Consider the following 16,191-nt stretch of genomic DNA (forward strand, 5'->3'; position numbering starts at 1 on the left):
TGGCCGCTACGTTCCACCCTCCATTCCCGGCCGTCCCCTGGAGCCTGCTGTCCAATGAATTTCCGTTCCGCCGCCACCGCCCTGGCCGCCACCCTGGTGGTGGGCCTGGCTTCCGCCCAGACGCCGCTGCCGACTCCGGCCACGCCGGCGCCTGCCGCCGCCGCTGCCGCCCCGGCCACCGTCGCCACTCCGCCGGCGCCGGCACCGAGCGTGTCCAAGGCCTGGGTGCTGATGGATTACGCCACCGGCCAGGTGCTGGCCGGTGAGAACATCAACGAACAGCTGGCTCCGGCCAGCATCACCAAGGTGATGACGTCCTACGTGATCGCCGCCGAGGTCAAGAACGGCAAGGTCCGCGCGGATGACCAGGTGATGATGAGCGAACGCGCCTGGCGCGAAGGTGGCGCCGGTACCGATGGCAGCTACAGCGGCTTCCCGGTCAACCAGACCGCGCGCCTGGAAGACATGGAAAAGGGCATGGCGATCCAGTCCGGCAACGACGCCGCGATCGCCCTGGCCGAACATGTGGCTGGCAGTGAAGAAGCCTTTGCGTCGCTGATGAACAGCTACGCCGCCAAGATCGGCATGAAGAATTCGCACTTCGTGAATGCCCATGGCCTGACCGCGCAGGGCCATCACAGTACCGCCTACGACCTGGCGCTGCTGGGCCGCGCGATGGTGCGCGATTACCCGGAAACCTACGCGTACAACAAGATCAAGGAATTCCAGGTCGGCAACATCAAGCAGCCCAACCGCAACCTGCTGCTGTGGCGCGATGGCAGCGTGGACGGCATCAAGACCGGCCACACTTCCGAGGCCGGTTACTGCCTGATGAGCTCGGCCCAGCGCGGCGACCAGCGCCTGATCGCCGTGGTGCTGGGCGGTGCGTCGGAGAAGCAGCGTGCCGATGACAGCCTGGCCCTGCTGAACTGGGGCTTCCGCTTCTTCGAGACCCACCGCCTGTACGAACCGGGCAAGGCCGTGGCCGAGCACAAGGTCTGGAAGGGCACCACCGACAAGGTGCAGCTGGGCGTGGCCCAGCCGATGCTGGTGAGCGTGCCGCGCGGCCGCTACAACGACCTGAAGCCGAGCATCGACGTGCCCAAGACCCTGGAAGCACCGTTCACCGCCGGCCAGCAGATCGGCACCGTGAAGGTGATGCTGGATGGCAAGCTGGTGGCCGAAGCGCCGCTGGTGGCGGTGGCTGCCGTCGAACAGGCCGGCTTCTTCAAGCGCCTGTGGGACAGCTTCTGGATGTGGTGGGAATCGGAATGATCCACGCCTCGGCGTGGTGAAGGAAAAGGCCGGCGAATGCCGGCCTTTTCCGTTTCGGGATGCCGCTTGCGCATGAATCCTGCCGGATGTGGGTAGTGCCGGCCGCTGGCCGGCTCCTCATGAACCCATCCGGATATGCCGGCAGACGGCCAGCGGCCGGCACTACCAGCAGCGCCTCGCTTACAGCGAGCGGCTGATGGTGAAGCTGCCGAATACCGGCGCTTCGCGCTGGCCGTTGAACTCGCGCGTGCTGTGGTAACGCGCCGCGGCGAACTTCCAGCGTCCGTACATCACCGCCACGCCATAGCCGCCGTAGGCCACCACATGGCGCTTGTCCACGCTGTGACTGTTGCGGAACGTGTTGCCATCCAGCGTGATGTCACGGATCACCCAGGCGGCGTCCGAGGTCGCGAACAGGTGCCAGGACCAGCCATTGGGACGGCCGCCGCGGGTCGGCGCAGTGTTCTCACCGGCCGGGCGCAACGGCGTGCTGCCGAAGTCGTCCGGCAGCTTCCAGCCGAAGCGCACTTCACCGCCGAGATTGGCCTTGGTTTCCAGGTTGCCGATCGATCCGCCGTAGTGGCTGATCGCGTCCCAACCCCAGCCGTCGGCATTGACGCTGGCATCGCCCGGCCAGCGGCGCATGCGCTCATGGGTCAGCATGAACAGGGGCTCGTTGTGCAGCTGGTTGTCCCAGCCCTTGAATTTCTCGTCGCCCAGCACTTCGTGCACGGCATTCTGCACCTGCTTGCCCTGTGCCCACGGGCCAACCACGCCCAGCGTCAGCTGGGTGGTCTGCAGGCGGTCGCCGCTGCGCGCATTGAAACCGAAGTTTGCGATCAGTACGCCGGCGTAAGGGCGGTCGTCCTCGATCAGGTCCCTGCGGCTGAAATCGGTCGGGGTGAAGATGCCCTGGCCGATGCTGAAGATCATGTTCTGCTGTTCGAACTTGCCCGGATGCAGCCCTTCCAGGTACTGGTTCACCCAGCGGGCCATGCGTGGCAGGCAGGGGTCGTCGGTGTAATCGACCAGATTGGGCGAGACCAGGGTCAACAATGCACCGTTGGTATAGCCCTGGTCCTGGTGGCGGCCGCCGAACAGGTCGTTGTCAACGCGGAAATTGACCTGCGGCGGGTGGTCGCGCATCGCGTCCGGGCCACATTGTTCGGCCGCCTGGGCGGCGAGGGGGAGGGCAGCAGCCAGCAGGCCGGACAGCCCGAGGGCTGCAAGGCGACGTTGGGAAGGGGGGCTCATGGGGAGGTTTTTTCTGTCTGTCGTTATATGCCGCGACACGGTACTCGTGCGGGCGTGATGGAACGAGCGCGTTCGAATCACTTGTCTGTTCCGAAAACGACATTGTCTCGTGAAGACAATCCTGCACTGTCCTGCGGCGCCCCGAGGAGCAACGGCCAATGCTGAACGGCCGTTCAGCTGCAACGCAGCGACTCACCGGTGCACTGTTTGACGTTGATGAATACTCTTGGGTTTGTTGGCCTGCGGCCCGATAATGGGGGCATGGAAATCAAGTCCGACAACCCCGACCACGGCTTCCAGTTCCCCGGCCAGTTCGAGCTCAGCGCCATGGGCCCGGCCAACCGCGGCCTGGAGCATGAGCTTCCCCGCCTGCTGCTGGCTGCCGGCATTGATGTCGTCAATGAACGCATCAGCTGGAAGCACTCGTCCAACGGCAAGTACGTGTCCGTCCGCATCGTGTTCAAGGCCGAGAGCCGCGAACAGTACGACCTGGCGCACCAGGCGCTGCGTGACCACCCGGAAGTGAAGTGGACGCTGTAGCCGACAGCTGCCCGGCCGAAGCCGCCCCGGAAGACCGCGTGCCGCGTCCGGCGCTGGTCCGTGACCTTGGCCGTCAGGCTTACGAGCCGGTGTGGCGCGCCATGCAGCGCTTCACCGACCAGCGCAGCGACGCCGATGCCGACGAGCTGTGGGTGGTGGAGCACGATCCGGTGTTCACCCTGGGCCAGGCCGGCAAGGACGAGCACGTGCTGGCGCCGGGCGAGATCCCGGTGCTGCACGTGGACCGCGGCGGCCAGGTGACCTATCACGGCCCCGGCCAGATCGTGGTCTATCCATTGCTGCGCCTGCCGCGGCTGGGCATCGGTGTGCGCGACTACGTGTGCCGCATCGAGCAGGCCATCATCGATACCCTGGCCGAGTGGAACATCGGCGCCGAACGCCGCGAGGGCGCCCCGGGCGTCTACGTCGGTGGCGCCAAGATCGCCGCGCTCGGCATCCGCGTGCGCCGCGGCTGTACCTTCCATGGCCTGGCCTTCAACGTGGCCATGGACCTGGAACCTTTCCACCGCATCAACCCCTGTGGCTATCAGGGGTTGCAGGTGACCTCGGTAGTAGACTTGGGCGGGCCCTCCGGGATGGAGGCCGTCAAGCCGGTGCTGCTGGACCACCTGGCCCGCCAGTTCGGCCTGCTGCTGCAGCCCACGCCAGAACTGCCTGATCTTTCTGCGGCCGCCTGACGGCCCCCCGGAACTGCCATGACTGAAACCACCGCCCGTTCCATTCCCCTGCAGATCGTGCAGGGCGACTCTCCGTCCGCCGCGCCGTTGCAGGCCGGGGTCAAGCAGCTGGGCGGTGACAAGATCAACCGCTCGCCGGTGCAGTTCGCCGATGCGCCGGTGCTGCGCAAGCCGTCCTGGATCCGCGTGCGCATCCCTTCGGGCAATGCCGTGCAGAACCTGAAGGCCAAGCTGCGCGAGAACCGCCTGGTGACGGTGTGCGAGGAAGCCAGCTGCCCGAACATCCACGAGTGCTTCGGCCACGGCACGGCAACGTTCATGATCCTCGGCGAGGTCTGCACCCGCCGCTGCTCGTTCTGCGACGTCGCCCACGGCCGCCCGAAGCCGCCGGATGCCAACGAACCGGCCAGCCTCGGCCAGACCGTGGCCGACATGGGCCTGAAATACGTGGTGGTGACCAGTGTCGACCGCGATGATCTGCGCGACGGCGGTGCCCAGCACTTCGTCGACTGCATCAGCGCCATCCGCGCGAAGTCGCCGGGTACCCGCATCGAAGTGCTGACCCCGGACTTCCGCGGCAAGGGCCGCATGGAGCGCGCGCTGGAGATCCTGGCGCAGAACCCGCCGGACGTGTTCAACCACAACATCGAAACCGTGCCGGACCTGTACCGCAACGTGCGCCCGGGTGCGGACTACCAGTGGTCGCTGAACCTGCTGAAGAATTTCAAGGCGCAGCATCCGCAGGTGCCGACCAAGAGCGGCATCATGCTGGGCCTGGGCGAAGAGTTCGAACAGATCAAGGCCACCATGCGTGACCTGCGCGCGCACGACGTGGACATGATCACCATCGGCCAGTACCTGCAGCCGACCGCGCATCACCACCCGGTGCTGAAGTACTGGACCCCCGAGGACTACAAGGCGCTGGAAGACTACGGCTACGAGCTGGGCTTCAGCCACGTGGCCTCCGGCCCGATGGTGCGCTCGTCGTACCACGCCGACGTGCAGGCCAAGGGCGCAGGGGTCTCCTGACGCCCCGGGCGGGCGCGGCCCGCCACCTTCGGTGGGTGCGAACCTTGGTTCGCACGCCTTTGCCTGCTGTAGAGCCGGACCCATGCCCGGCTGCTTGCTGGCGGCCTGCCGAGCAAGGGCTCGGCCGTGCCTTCGCCTGCATTCACAATTTGCTACACCGGCCCGGCTAGGCTGGTTTTCCACCGAGCGCGGCCGGGTGACAAACCCGGCAACTTTCGGCACTGTCGTGGTGTCTGAACACCCCGCAGTCTCCCCCTTGGCAAGGCGCCTTCGAGCACGTCAATGAAATTCAAAGCCCCCGCATTCCTGATGGCCCTGGCGCTGGTCGCGCCGCTGGCGCTGGCGGCCAAGGCCGATTCGCCGGCATTGCCCGCTGCGGCAACCGCCGATCAGGTGACCACCTCCAAGCTGGTGTATGGCCTGCTGTCCGACAGCCGTTACGCCTATCGCCCGCGTGCGCTGGACGAGGCTACCTCCAAGGACGTGTTCAAGCGCTACCTGGAGACGCTGGACGGCGGCAAGCAGTACTTCACCCAGGCCGACGTGGCGCGCTTCGCGCCGTTCGAAGCCAACATTTCCTCGGCCATCCGTGGCGGCGAGCTGGAGCCGGCGTTCCAGGTGTTCGCGGTCTACAAGCAGCGCGTCGGCGAACGTGTGGCCTACGCGCGCAAGCTGCTCAAGCAGGAGCCTGACTTCACCACCGACGAGCGTTTCGAGTACGACCGCAAGAAGGTGCCGTGGGCGGCCAGCAGCGCTGAACTGGATGAGCTGTGGCGCAAGTCGGTCAAGAACGACTGGCTGCGCCTGAAGCTGGCCGGCAAGAAGCCGGACGACATCCGCAAGACGCTGGACAAGCGCTACGCGACGCTGGAGAAGTCGGTCAATGAACTGAAGGGCGAAGACGTCTTCCAGTTCTTCATGAACTCGTACACCAGCGCCGTTGACCCGCACACCGATTACTTCACCCCGCGCACCGCCGAGAACTTCAACCAGGCGATGTCGCTGTCGCTGGAAGGCATCGGCGCGCAGCTGCAGCGCCAGGACGACGTGGTGGTGATCCGCGAGATCATCGCCGGTGGCCCGGCCGCAGTGGATGGCACGCTGAAGCCGGGTGACCGTATCGTCGGCGTCGGCCAGGGCAAGTCCGGCCTGGTCGAGGACGTGATCGGCTGGCGCATCGACGATGTCGTGGCCAAGATCCGCGGCGCCAAGGACACCCAGGTCAAGCTGGAGTTCATCCCGGCTGCTGAGGGCGCCGACGGCAAGCACCACACTCTGGTGCTGACCCGCCAGAAGGTGCGCCTGGCCGAACAGGCCGCCAAGGGCGAGACCATGACCATTCCGGCCGCCAACGGTGAGCCGGCGCGCAAGATCGGCGTGATCAAGCTGCCGACCTTCTACCAGGACTTCGAAGGCCGTCGCCGCAATGCGGCCGACTACGCCTCGGCCACCCGCGACGTCGCCAAGCTGCTGGCCGGTTTCAAGAACGACAAGCTGGATGGCGTGGTGCTGGACCTGCGCAACAACGGCGGTGGTTCGCTGGATGAAGCCATCGAACTGACCGGCCTGTTCATCGAGCAGGGTCCGGTGGTCCAGGTGCGTGAGTCTGGTGGCCGCGTCACCGTCAACAGCGACCGCAACCAGGGCGTGGCGTGGGATGGTCCGCTGGCAGTGCTGATCAACCGCGGTTCGGCCTCGGCCTCGGAGATCTTCGCCGGTGCCATCCAGGACTATGGTCGTGGCCTGGTGATCGGTGAGACCAGCTTCGGCAAGGGCACCGTGCAGAACATCGTCGACCTCGACCGTTGGCCGAGTGGCGAGACCCAGCGCTTCGGCCAGGTCAAGCTGACCATTGCCCAGTTCTTCCGCATCAGCGGCAGCAGCACCCAGCACAAGGGTGTGGTGCCGGACCTGGCCTTCCCGGCCAGCGTCGATGCCACCGAATTCGGCGAGAGCACCTACGACAACGCGCTGCCGTGGACCCGCATCGCTGCCGTGCCTCACACCCAGTACGGCAACTTCGCGCCGCTGCTGCCGAAGCTGGAAACCCGCCACGACACCCGTATCGCCACCGACAAGGAGTTCCAGTGGTGGAACGAGGACGTGCAGCAGTTCCGCACCGAGGCCGCGAAGAAGTACATCTCTCTCAACGAGGCCACCCGGCGCGCTGAGCGTGAGCGCCAGGACACCCAGCGCAAGGATCGCCAGGTGCAGCGCAAGGAACTGGGCCTGGCCCTGGACCCGCTGGCCGATGACAGCAGCGATGACGGCCTGACCGGCAACGAGCGTGACATCGTCAAGGATGCCGCGCGCGAGAAGGCTGCCGAGAAGCGTCCGGACCCGCTGCTGCGCGAGTCGGCCTCGATCCTGGCCGATGCGGTGAACCTGCTGGCCAATGACCGCCCGCTGTCGGCGCAGGTGCTGCCGCAGTCGACCGGCGCCGGTCGCTGGGCGGACTGAGCCGGCGACGGCATGTGATACCCGAGGGGCCGGCATTGCCGGCCCCTCTGCATAAAAGGGGACGGAGGGGATTAAGTCGTTTGTGGCACAAATGACTTAATCCCCTCGGTCCCCTTTTCTGTGCATGAACCGGCAGCAACGGGGTGGCTCGGTCACGCCGGTTTCGACCTGCCGCACACGGCCGCAGGGCTACCCTTGGCGGCACCGTCCTCGCAGGAGTACCCATGCGGGCCTCCCGTCTTTCCAGTGCTGCCGTGGCGCTCGCCAGCGCCCTGATCCTGTCGGCCTGTGGTGGCCGCGCCGCCGACAGCACGTTGCTGCGCGAATCCTTTGATTCCGGCGATACCTTCTCGCGCACCGTCGATGGCCGTCCCGGTGACGCCTGCGAGGCCGCGCGGCGCACGCTGCTCAGCCAGGGCTACGCCATCGCCCGTTCCGACGAAGCGCAGGTGGAAGGCAACAAGAACTTCCAGCCACGCGAGGACGACCACGAGCAGCTGGTGCTGCGCATCTCCTGCGCGCCGCGTGGCAGCCAGACGCTGGTATTCGTCAGCGCGGTGCAGGACCGCTACGCGCTGAAGAAGAGCCCGACGTCGGCCAGCGTGGGCGTGGGTGCATTGGGCTCGGTGTCGCTGCCGTTCGGCAGTAATGACGATTCGCTGGTGAAAGTGGCCAGCAGCACCGTCACCGATGCCGGGTTCTATCAGCGCTTCTTCCAACGCCTGCAACAGTATCTACCGGCGGAGGCTGGCAAACCCGCACCGCCTGCGCTCGCACCGCCCGAGCCTGCATCGTCCGAGCCCGCACCGGCCCGCAGCACGGATCAAGGGTGATCGTGCGCGGCAGGTTGATGGGCGTGGCACTCCTGCTGATGCCCGCGCTGGGCATTGCGTCCGCAACGCCGGACTGCACGCAGGGCCTGCTGCAGCGGCTGGGATGGCGCTTTGACGAGGTCACGGCGGGTGCACCACAGGTGCACGGCGGCCCAGTGTGTACACGTGCCTCGCTGGCTGAAGCACAGGCGGCAGGCGATCTGCGCGTGGGGTGGCCGGCCGGAATGTCCGCTGCAGCACGCAAGGCGTTGCTGCAACAATTGCTGGACGATCCAGCCACGGTCTGCGCCTATGCCTTCGAACTGGGCGCGGCCACGCAACGTGCGGCTTCGGCACTGCAGGACAACCCCGCCTTCCGCTTCTCCGGCCCGCAGCTGGGCTGGATCGGCTTCGGCCTGCAGGGGCCGCGCGCGCAAGGCTGGCAGCGCACGCGCAGTTTCGGTCGTGGCTTCGTGCCCAGCGCGGGGAACAGTCATGCGCTGGAGGCGTTCTACAGCGGTGCCGTGCGTGCCGAATGCGGGGTCGGCCGCCAGGTCGCGCAGTTGGCCACGCAACGAGAGCTGTATGGCGATGTCGCGTTCGATACGGAGTTCGCTGCGGATGAACTGTCGATCGGCACCTTCCTCGCCCTGCACGATACCGACAGCATCCTGCTCGGCGCGCATGCCGGTGATTTCTTCGCCGATGGCAAGGCGGTGCGCACCTCGGCGATGGGACGGCAGGCCTTCGTCGGCGTGCCAGGTTTCATCGAGCATGTGTATGACAAGAGCACGCTGGATGATCTGAGCAACCAGGCCGAGAACTTCGTCGTGGTCGAGGTGGGCGAGGGCGCCGCGCAGGCACTGGCGATGCACGGCGGACTGGCCTGGTACGACCAGCGCAATGTCGAACTCTGGAAACTCGCGCAGGGCATCCCGCGCATCGGCCAGCGCTACTTCGAGCGCCTGTTGTTCGAGCGTGATCCGAACCTTCGTGCACGGCTGGAACCGCGCTACCACGACACGCTGGCACGCATGGACCAGCTGCTGGACGATCCGTTCTACCAGCAGTTCGTGATCTATGTGCATCCACGCGGTATACGTCCCATCGGCTACCACATCGCCCGCCTGCTCGATCGCAACCCGCGAACGCCGTTTTCGATCGACCTGGCGGTGCACAATCTGCATACCACGCTCTACCGGCGTTGGCGCGAGGCGCAGCTGCGCCACTGCGCGGCTACCGGCAGGCCAGGCAGCCTGACCCTAGACCCCAACTGAAGGTGAAACAATGGACATTGCAATGATCGGCCTCGGCCGCATGGGCGCCAACATGGCCCAGCGCCTGCATCGCGGCGGCCACCGCGTGGTCGGCTACGACCCGGGCGAAGGCGCCCGCCAGCGCGCCACCGAGGCCGGCCTGGAGGTGGTCGATTCGCTGGCCGCCGCGGTTGCCGCGCTGCCGGTGCCGCGCGTGGTGTGGCTGATGGTGCCGGCCGGCGAAACCGTCGACCAGACCCTGGGCCAGTTGACCCCGCACCTGGCCGAGGGTGACATCGTCATCGATGGCGGCAACTCCAACTACCAGGACTCGATCCGCCGCGCCAAGACGCTGGCCGAGGACGACCTGGGCTACGTCGACTGCGGCACCAGCGGTGGCGTGTGGGGCCTGCAGGAAGGCTACAGCCTGATGGTCGGTGGCGAAGCGTCGGTGGTGGAGCAGATCGCACCGCTGCTGCGCACGCTGGCACCGGCCGAAGACCGTGGCTGGGGTCGTGTGGGTCCGTCCGGTGCCGGCCACTTCACCAAGATGGTCCACAACGGCATCGAGTACGGAATGATGCAGGCCTACGCCGAAGGCTTCGCGCTGATGGAGCGCAAGCAGGAAATGGAACTGGACCTGGCCCAGGTCGCCGAAGTCTGGCGCCACGGCAGCGTGGTGCGTTCGTGGCTGCTGGACCTGAGCACCGAAGCACTCAAGCGCAATCCCTCGCTGGATGGCATCGCCCCGTACGTGGAGGATTCCGGCGAAGGCCGCTGGACCGTGGCCGAAGCGATCGCGCTCGATGTGCCGGCACCGGTGATCACCCTGTCGCTGCTGGAACGCCTGCGTTCGCGTGAATCGAATTCGTTCACCGATCGCCTGCTGTCGGCGATGCGCAACGAATTCGGTGGGCACGCCATCAAGAAGTCGTAAGCCTTGCTGGGGTCGGATCCCTTTCCGCAGGAAAGAGCTCTGACCCCATGCAGCCAGTCGAGCATGGCTCGACTCTACAGAAGGCCGTCTCCGATCGTTTCCACGTCGATGTGTCGACCAAGGTCGACACCTACCGTCGGGTGCGGATAACTGTCGAAGGCGGGGTGGGTCCGGTTGCGGGGGCGTGAGCGCCATGGATGGCGCGACCGAGGCTACATGGATGTACTTGCGCCGGCCCCCGCAACCGGACCCACCCCGCCATCCACGGAATGCCTGCTTTTGACGTTGCCGTTACCGTTGCTTCGGCAGTTGCAGGGCGCAGCCCTGCCGATCACCCCAACACGATTCGCCGCCCTTCGCGCGCGCTGTCCATGCCGGCCTGCAGCAACCGCATCAGCTGCAGTGCCTGCACCGGGCTGACCGTCGGCTCGCCATCGCCGTGCATCGCCGCCGCGAACTGCGCATACAGCCGCCGGTAGTCGCCCGGCAGGTTGTCCACGGTACTGCGCTGCACATTGTCCTCGGCATCGCAGCGCAACAACTCGCCGTGCCGTGGGTCGATGCCCCAGCCTGGCGCTCCTGGCGCAACACCGCGCCGCAGCTGTGCCTCCTGCACGTCCAGCCCATGCTTGATCCAGCTGCCACGACTGCCATGCACACTGAAGTGCGGCGTGGGGGCCGCCACCAGCGAGCCGGCATGCACGATCGCGCGATGGCGCGGGTAGTGCAGCACTGCGTGGAAGTAATCGACGCCGCTGCCGCCTTCGCGCTGCACGGCCAGATCGGCATCGATCGCCTGCGGCCAGCCGAACAGCACCAGCATCTGGTCCAGCAGGTGAGGGCCAAGGTCGTACCACAAGCCGCTTCCCGGGCCGTCCTGCTCACGCCAGCGCTCACGCACCTGCGGCCGGTAGCGGTCGAAGTGCGCGTGGCACTCGGCCACGTCACCGAGCGTGCCTTCGGCCAGCAGTGCCTGCAGGGTGAGGAAATCCGCGTCGAAGCGCCGGTTCTGGAACACCGTGACGATGCGTCCGGCATCGCGCGCCGCAGCAAGCGCCGTTTCCGCTTCAGCCACATCCAGCGCGAACGGCTTGTCGACCAGCACGTGCTTGCCTGCTGCCAGCGCGGCGATCGCCAGCGGCGCGTGCTGTTCGTTCGGTGTGGCGATCACCACCGCATCCACTGCCGGATCGTCGAACACTTCCTGCGGCGTGGCACGCACGTGCACGTCGCTGAACGCGCGCAGCAGGGTGTCGCGTTGCGAACTGACGATGCTGTGCAGCACCACGCCGGGCGTGTGCTGGATCAGGGGCGCATGGAAGACGCGGCCGGCGAGGCCGTAGCCGATCAAGGCCAGTTGCAGGTCAGGGCGCATGGCAGGGCTCCGGCAATGAGGAAGGGCAGGGTAAACGACGGGTGCTGTCAGTCCAAAACTGAACCGTTGCCGTTGGAAACGTTTCGATTCACGGCGGCATGACCGCAACGCCACGCCTGCTCTACGGCCGCTTGTCCAGACTGGCAGCACATCCCGAAGGAGTACGACACATGAGCAATACCACCCGCACGCTGATTGCTTCCGCCCTGACGCTGGGCCTGGCGCTGTCCTCCTCGGCCGCATTCGCCAAGGACCCGGCCGCGAAGAGCCCGCCGACCAGCACCCATCCGACGACCCATGCCGATCGCCATGACTCCAACGAGCCGGTGACCGACAGCTGGATCACCACCAAGGTGAAGGCCGACCTGCTGGCCAGCAGCAACGTTCCGGGCACTGAAATCAAGGTGGAAACCGTGAACGGCGTGGTCAGCCTGAGTGGCGCCGTGGCCACCCAGGCCGAGAAGGACAAAGCGGTCACCACCGCCAAGGGCATCAAGGGCGTGACCCGCGTCGATGCCGCTGCATTGAAGGTCAGCGCTGCTGCCAAGCGCTGACCCCGAAGGGCGCCCCGCATGGGGCGCCCGCTGCCTGGGTAGAGTCGAGCTTGCTCGACTGCCCTTTGGGTTGCAGCCGAGCATGGCTCGGCTCTGCCTTGGATTTCCGCAACCCGTTCAGCCAACCAGGCGGGAAACTCCAGAGTTGTGACCGCCTGCGCTATATTGCCCGTTCCGCCGCAGCCGGGCCGGTATCGGCCTACGCTCCGCGGCTGTGCTGACGAGGAACTATGGCGCTGGTTTTCAGTGATGACATCTGGGACCGTTGGCGGTTGCCGGCCTTGGCGCTGGCCGCTGCCGCGATCATCGTAGTGCCGTGGTTGACCCTGCGCCAACTGCAGCAGGACAGCGAAGATGCGATGGCCTGGGTCAACCATACCCAGGCCGTGGGTGTGGCCCTGCAGCAGTTGCAGGCCGATGTGCGCGATGTCGAATCGGCTGCGCTGACCCTGTCCAAGGGTGTGGATGCGCCTGGCCTGCGCGAGCGCATGGCCAAAGCCAATGACCTTCCCGGTCGCCTGGCTGAACTGGGCCGGATGACCCGCGACAATCCTGAGCAGCTGATCCGCATCGGCCGCATCGAGTCGATGCTGGAAGGGCGCATGGCGCTTGCCCGCGAACTGGCAAAGTCCGAGCCCAACAGTGACCAGCGCGAGCTGGTGCAGGACCTGAGCACGCGCTATCCGATCCGTGGCCTGGTGGAGGAACTGCAGGCCAGCGAGCAGAAGCTGCTGACACAACGCGCCGAGCAGGCCGCACGCCAGCGCAAGCAGACCGAGCTGGTGTCGTGGAGTTCGCTGGTGATCCAGCTGGCGCTGCTTGGCCTGGTGCTGTGGCTGCTGCAGCGGCAGATCGGTCGCCGCCTGCATGCCGAACGGCAGTCGCTGCGTTCGGCCGCACGTGCAGCCTCGGTGCTGCAGACCGTGCGTGAGCCGATCGTGCTGCTCGACCGCGACCTGCGCGTGCAGCTGCACAACCCTGCCTTCGCCGAGCTGTACGGGCTGCAGGATGAACGCGCCGATGGCCTGTTGCTGGACACTGTCGGCGACGGTGCATGGAAAGACCCCGTGATGCGCCAGCGACTGTCCGATGTGCTGTTGCGCGGCCGCGAACTGTGGGACTTCGAGCATGAACAGCGCGCCGCCGATGGCATGGTGCGCTACATGCTGCTCAACGCGCGGCGCATGCCGCTGCCGGACACCGACGACGAAGTGGTGTTGCTCACGGTCAGCGACGTCACCGTGCAGCGTGCCGTGCAGCTGCGGGTGGAGGAACTGAACCGCCAGCTGGAAGGCAAGGTTGCGCAGGTGTCCGAGGTCAACAGGGAACTGGAAGCCTTCAGCTACTCGGTGTCGCACGACCTGCGCGCACCGCTGCGCCACGTGGCCGGTTTCTCCGACAAGCTGTCGCGCCATCTGGGCGACGCTGCCGATGACAAGAGCCGGCATTACCTGGAGGTGATCTCCAGTTCGGCGCGGCGCATGGCAGCCCTGATCGACGACCTGCTGGTCTACTCGCGGCTGGGGCGCGTGGCGATGCGCCAGCAGGCGGTGGACATGCAGTCGCTGGTGGCCGATACCCGTGCCATGCTCGATTCCAATCTGCAGGCCGAAGCCGAGAACAGCGGCCATGCGCACCAGGTGGAGTGGAGCATCGCGCCGCTGCCGATCGTGGTGGGCGATGAAAACATGATCCGCCAGGTCTGGCTGAACCTGCTCGGCAACGCGGTGAAGTACTCGGGCAACCGCGAACCGGCGAAGATCCGCGTGGATTACCAGCCGCAGCCTGACGGCGGTCATCAGTTCACGGTCAGCGACAATGGTGCAGGCTTCGACATGGCCTACGCCGGCAAGCTGTTTGGTGTCTTCCAGCGCCTGCACAAGGCCAGCGACTACCCGGGTACCGGCATCGGCCTGGCCAGCGTGCGCCGCGTGCTCACCCGTCATGGCGGCCGTATCTGGGCCGAGGCCGAACCGGACGTCGGCGCCACCTTCCACTTCTACCTGCCTCCCGCGATCGATGCGGACAAACAAGGGCCTTCTGCATGACCACTCTGCGCACCATTCTTCTCGCCGAAGACAGCCCGGCTGATGCCGAAATGGCGATCGACGCCCTGGAAGAGGCGCGTCTGGCCAACCCCATCGTGCACGTCGAGGATGGCGTGGAAGTGATGGACTACCTGTTGCGCCGTGGTGCCTTCGCCAACCGCGAGGAAGGCCTGCCGGCGGTGCTGCTGCTGGACATCAAGATGCCGCGCATGGATGGCCTGGAAGTGCTGCGGCAGATCCGCGAGCACGAAGAGCTCAAGCGCCTGCCTGTGGTGATCCTGTCGTCCTCGCGCGAGGAAAGCGACCTGGCCCGCAGCTGGGACATGGGCGTGAACGCCTATGTGGTCAAGCCGGTGGACGTGGACCAGTTCTTCGGCGCGGTGCAGACCCTGGGCAAGTTCTGGGCGTTGATCAACCAGGCACCGGAACTCGAGTGAGCCCATGCCCCTGACCGGTCCCGCCCTGGGGGCGCTGCGCATCCTGCTGGTGGAGGACTCACCGGAAGATGCCGAGCTGATGTCCGAACAGATGCTCGACGCGGGCCTGGAGGCCCGTTTCGAGCGCGTCGAAAGCGAGGCCGAACTGCGCCAGGCACTGGTCGCGTTCCAGCCGGACATCGTGCTGTCCGACCTGAGCATGCCGGGGTTCTCCGGTGATGACGCGCTGCGCATCGTGCGCGAGACTTCACCGGAAGTGCCCTTCATCTTCGTCTCCGGCACCATGGGTGAGGAGAATGCGGTGGCGGCGCTGCAGAAGGGCGCCAACGATTACATCATCAAGCACCTGCCGGCGCGCCTGCCGTCGGCGGTGGCGCGTGCGATCCGCGATGCACGCAGCGCCATAGAGCGCGCACGGGTGGAAACCGAACTGATGCGCGCGCAGCGCCTGGAAAGCCTGTCGCTGCTTGCCGCCGGCCTCAGCCACGACCTGCGCAACATCCTGCAGCCGCTGCTGATCATGCCGGACCTGCTGAAGGCGCGCACCGAGGATCCGCAGCTGCACCATCTGGCCGATGTCATCGCCGAATGCGGCCGCCGTGGCCACGAGATGGCCGAATCGATGCTGTCGTTCGTGCGCGGCTCGCGCAAGCCGAGCGAGCGCATCGAGATCGATGGCCTGTTCGATGCGGTGGCGCTGCTGTTGCGCAGCAACGTGCCCGATGCGGTGCGCCTGGAGTTGCAGGTGCAGGACGAAGGCCTGGTGGTCGACGCCAACTACACCGAACTGCAGCAGGTGATGCTGAACCTGGCGCTCAACGCGATCCAGGCGATGCCCAACGGCGGCCGCCTGAGCCTGACTGCCAGCCATGCCGGCGAGCGCGATGGCGTGGACTGGATGCGGATCTGCGTGGCCGATGAAGGCATCGGCATGGATGCGGACACGCTGTCGCACCTGTTCAATCCGTTCTTCACCACCAAGGCCGATGGCACTGGCCTGGGCCTGATTTCCTGCAAGCGCATCGTCGAAGGTGCCGGCGGCAGCATCCAAGTCAGCAGCCAGCCGGGGCAGGGCACCTGTTTCGAGCTGCGCTTGCCGATGCACGAAGCCAGCGACGGCAGCGAGCCGATCGAGCAGCTGGTGGCGCTGGGCAGCGGCCAGTCGATCCTGGTGGTCGACGGCGAGGCCACGCGCCTGTCGCTGCTGGGCAATGCGCTGTCCAGCCAGGGTTACCAGCTGCAGCTGGCGTCCGACGGCCCGGCCGCGCTGCGCTGGATGCAGCAGGAGGCGTTGCCGGCACTGGTGATCGCCGACGCCGGCTCCAAGCTGCTGCCGGCCAGCCAGCTGCTGGGCGAGATGGCAGCGCTGGGCTATCGCGGCCCGGCGCTGGTACTGGAGGACCCGGCGGTGCCAGTCGCGGCGGACGCGTTCCCGGCCTGTGTGGAGGTGCATGTGCTGCACAAGCCGCTGCAGATGCAGCAGGTGTTCCGCGCGGTGGCTGAAGCGCTGGGCTGA

At 66.5% G+C, this 16,191-nt stretch carries 14 protein-coding genes; 12 read left to right on the top strand and 2 right to left on the bottom strand.

Annotated features, from left to right (window positions below; genetic code table 11):
* The first annotated feature begins 54 nt into the window (after positions 1 to 54).
* On the top strand, positions 55 to 1,275 hold the full coding sequence (locus V3B46_RS16665; protein ID WP_154264444.1) for a D-alanyl-D-alanine carboxypeptidase family protein: 1,221 nt from the start codon (positions 55 to 57) through the stop codon (positions 1,273 to 1,275).
* 180 nt (positions 1,276 to 1,455) lie between these two features.
* On the opposite strand, the gene V3B46_RS16670 is transcribed toward V3B46_RS16665, so the two are convergent.
* Positions 1,456 to 2,529 carry a lipid A deacylase LpxR family protein gene (locus tag V3B46_RS16670; RefSeq protein WP_032130312.1) on the bottom strand — a complete coding sequence of 358 codons (1,074 nt, stop codon included), beginning with the start codon at positions 2,527 to 2,529 and terminating at the stop codon, positions 1,456 to 1,458.
* Positions 2,530 to 2,790: 261 nt separating this feature from the next.
* Between V3B46_RS16670 and V3B46_RS16675 the strand changes: the two genes are divergently transcribed.
* The 7 genes from V3B46_RS16675 to gnd all read left to right on the top strand — a co-directional run bounded on the left by V3B46_RS16675 (position 2,791) and on the right by gnd (position 10,261).
* A complete protein-coding gene (locus V3B46_RS16675; protein WP_005411067.1) occupies positions 2,791 to 3,069 on the top strand; it encodes a YbeD family protein in 279 nt (92 codons plus the stop codon).
* Positions 3,057 to 3,767, top strand: a complete 711-nt coding sequence (gene lipB / locus V3B46_RS16680) for a lipoyl(octanoyl) transferase LipB (protein ID WP_154264443.1) — start codon at positions 3,057 to 3,059, stop codon at positions 3,765 to 3,767. The genes V3B46_RS16675 and lipB overlap by 13 nt, the downstream gene beginning before the upstream one ends.
* Before the next feature lie 18 nt (positions 3,768 to 3,785).
* Positions 3,786 to 4,796, top strand: coding sequence for a lipoyl synthase (gene lipA / locus V3B46_RS16685; protein WP_154264442.1), 1,011 nt, complete (start codon positions 3,786 to 3,788; stop codon positions 4,794 to 4,796).
* Positions 4,797 to 5,078: 282 nt separating this feature from the next.
* Positions 5,079 to 7,256 (top strand): carboxy terminal-processing peptidase, encoded by a 2,178-nt coding sequence (locus V3B46_RS16690; RefSeq protein WP_154264441.1) that lies wholly within the window; start codon positions 5,079 to 5,081, stop codon positions 7,254 to 7,256.
* 224 nt (positions 7,257 to 7,480) lie between these two features.
* Complete coding sequence (locus V3B46_RS16695) at positions 7,481 to 8,089, top strand: DUF2242 domain-containing protein (protein ID WP_154264440.1); 609 nt, start codon at positions 7,481 to 7,483, stop codon at positions 8,087 to 8,089.
* A 17-nt stretch (positions 8,090 to 8,106) separates the two neighbouring features.
* Positions 8,107 to 9,345 carry a hypothetical protein gene (locus tag V3B46_RS16700; protein WP_329892385.1) on the top strand — a complete coding sequence of 413 codons (1,239 nt, stop codon included), beginning with the start codon at positions 8,107 to 8,109 and terminating at the stop codon, positions 9,343 to 9,345.
* Positions 9,346 to 9,355: 10 nt separating this feature from the next.
* Positions 9,356 to 10,261, top strand: a complete 906-nt coding sequence (gene gnd, locus V3B46_RS16705; RefSeq protein WP_329892386.1) for a phosphogluconate dehydrogenase (NAD(+)-dependent, decarboxylating) — start codon at positions 9,356 to 9,358, stop codon at positions 10,259 to 10,261.
* Positions 10,262 to 10,592: 331 nt separating this feature from the next.
* Here the strand turns inward: gnd and V3B46_RS16710 are convergent, their stop codons facing one another.
* A complete protein-coding gene (locus V3B46_RS16710; RefSeq protein WP_329892387.1) occupies positions 10,593 to 11,636 on the bottom strand; it encodes an oxidoreductase in 1,044 nt (347 codons plus the stop codon).
* Positions 11,637 to 11,806: 170 nt separating this feature from the next.
* Between V3B46_RS16710 and V3B46_RS16715 the strand changes: the two genes are divergently transcribed.
* From V3B46_RS16715 to V3B46_RS16730, 4 genes are all read left to right on the top strand, one after another.
* Positions 11,807 to 12,190, top strand: a complete 384-nt coding sequence (locus tag V3B46_RS16715; RefSeq protein WP_107433314.1) for a BON domain-containing protein — start codon at positions 11,807 to 11,809, stop codon at positions 12,188 to 12,190.
* Between the two features lie 230 nt (positions 12,191 to 12,420).
* On the top strand, positions 12,421 to 14,238 hold the full coding sequence (locus V3B46_RS16720; protein WP_329892388.1) for a sensor histidine kinase: 1,818 nt from the start codon (positions 12,421 to 12,423) through the stop codon (positions 14,236 to 14,238).
* On the top strand, positions 14,235 to 14,675 hold the full coding sequence (locus tag V3B46_RS16725; protein ID WP_005411057.1) for a response regulator: 441 nt from the start codon (positions 14,235 to 14,237) through the stop codon (positions 14,673 to 14,675). Before V3B46_RS16720 ends, V3B46_RS16725 begins: the two co-directional genes overlap by 4 nt.
* A 4-nt stretch (positions 14,676 to 14,679) precedes the next feature.
* A complete protein-coding gene (locus V3B46_RS16730; RefSeq protein WP_154264436.1) occupies positions 14,680 to 16,191 on the top strand; it encodes a hybrid sensor histidine kinase/response regulator in 1,512 nt (503 codons plus the stop codon).

Origin of the sequence: Stenotrophomonas sp. SMYL11 (assembly GCF_036320005.1) — a bacterium.
GTDB classification, from domain to species: Bacteria; Pseudomonadota; Gammaproteobacteria; order Xanthomonadales; family Xanthomonadaceae; genus Stenotrophomonas; species Stenotrophomonas maltophilia_A.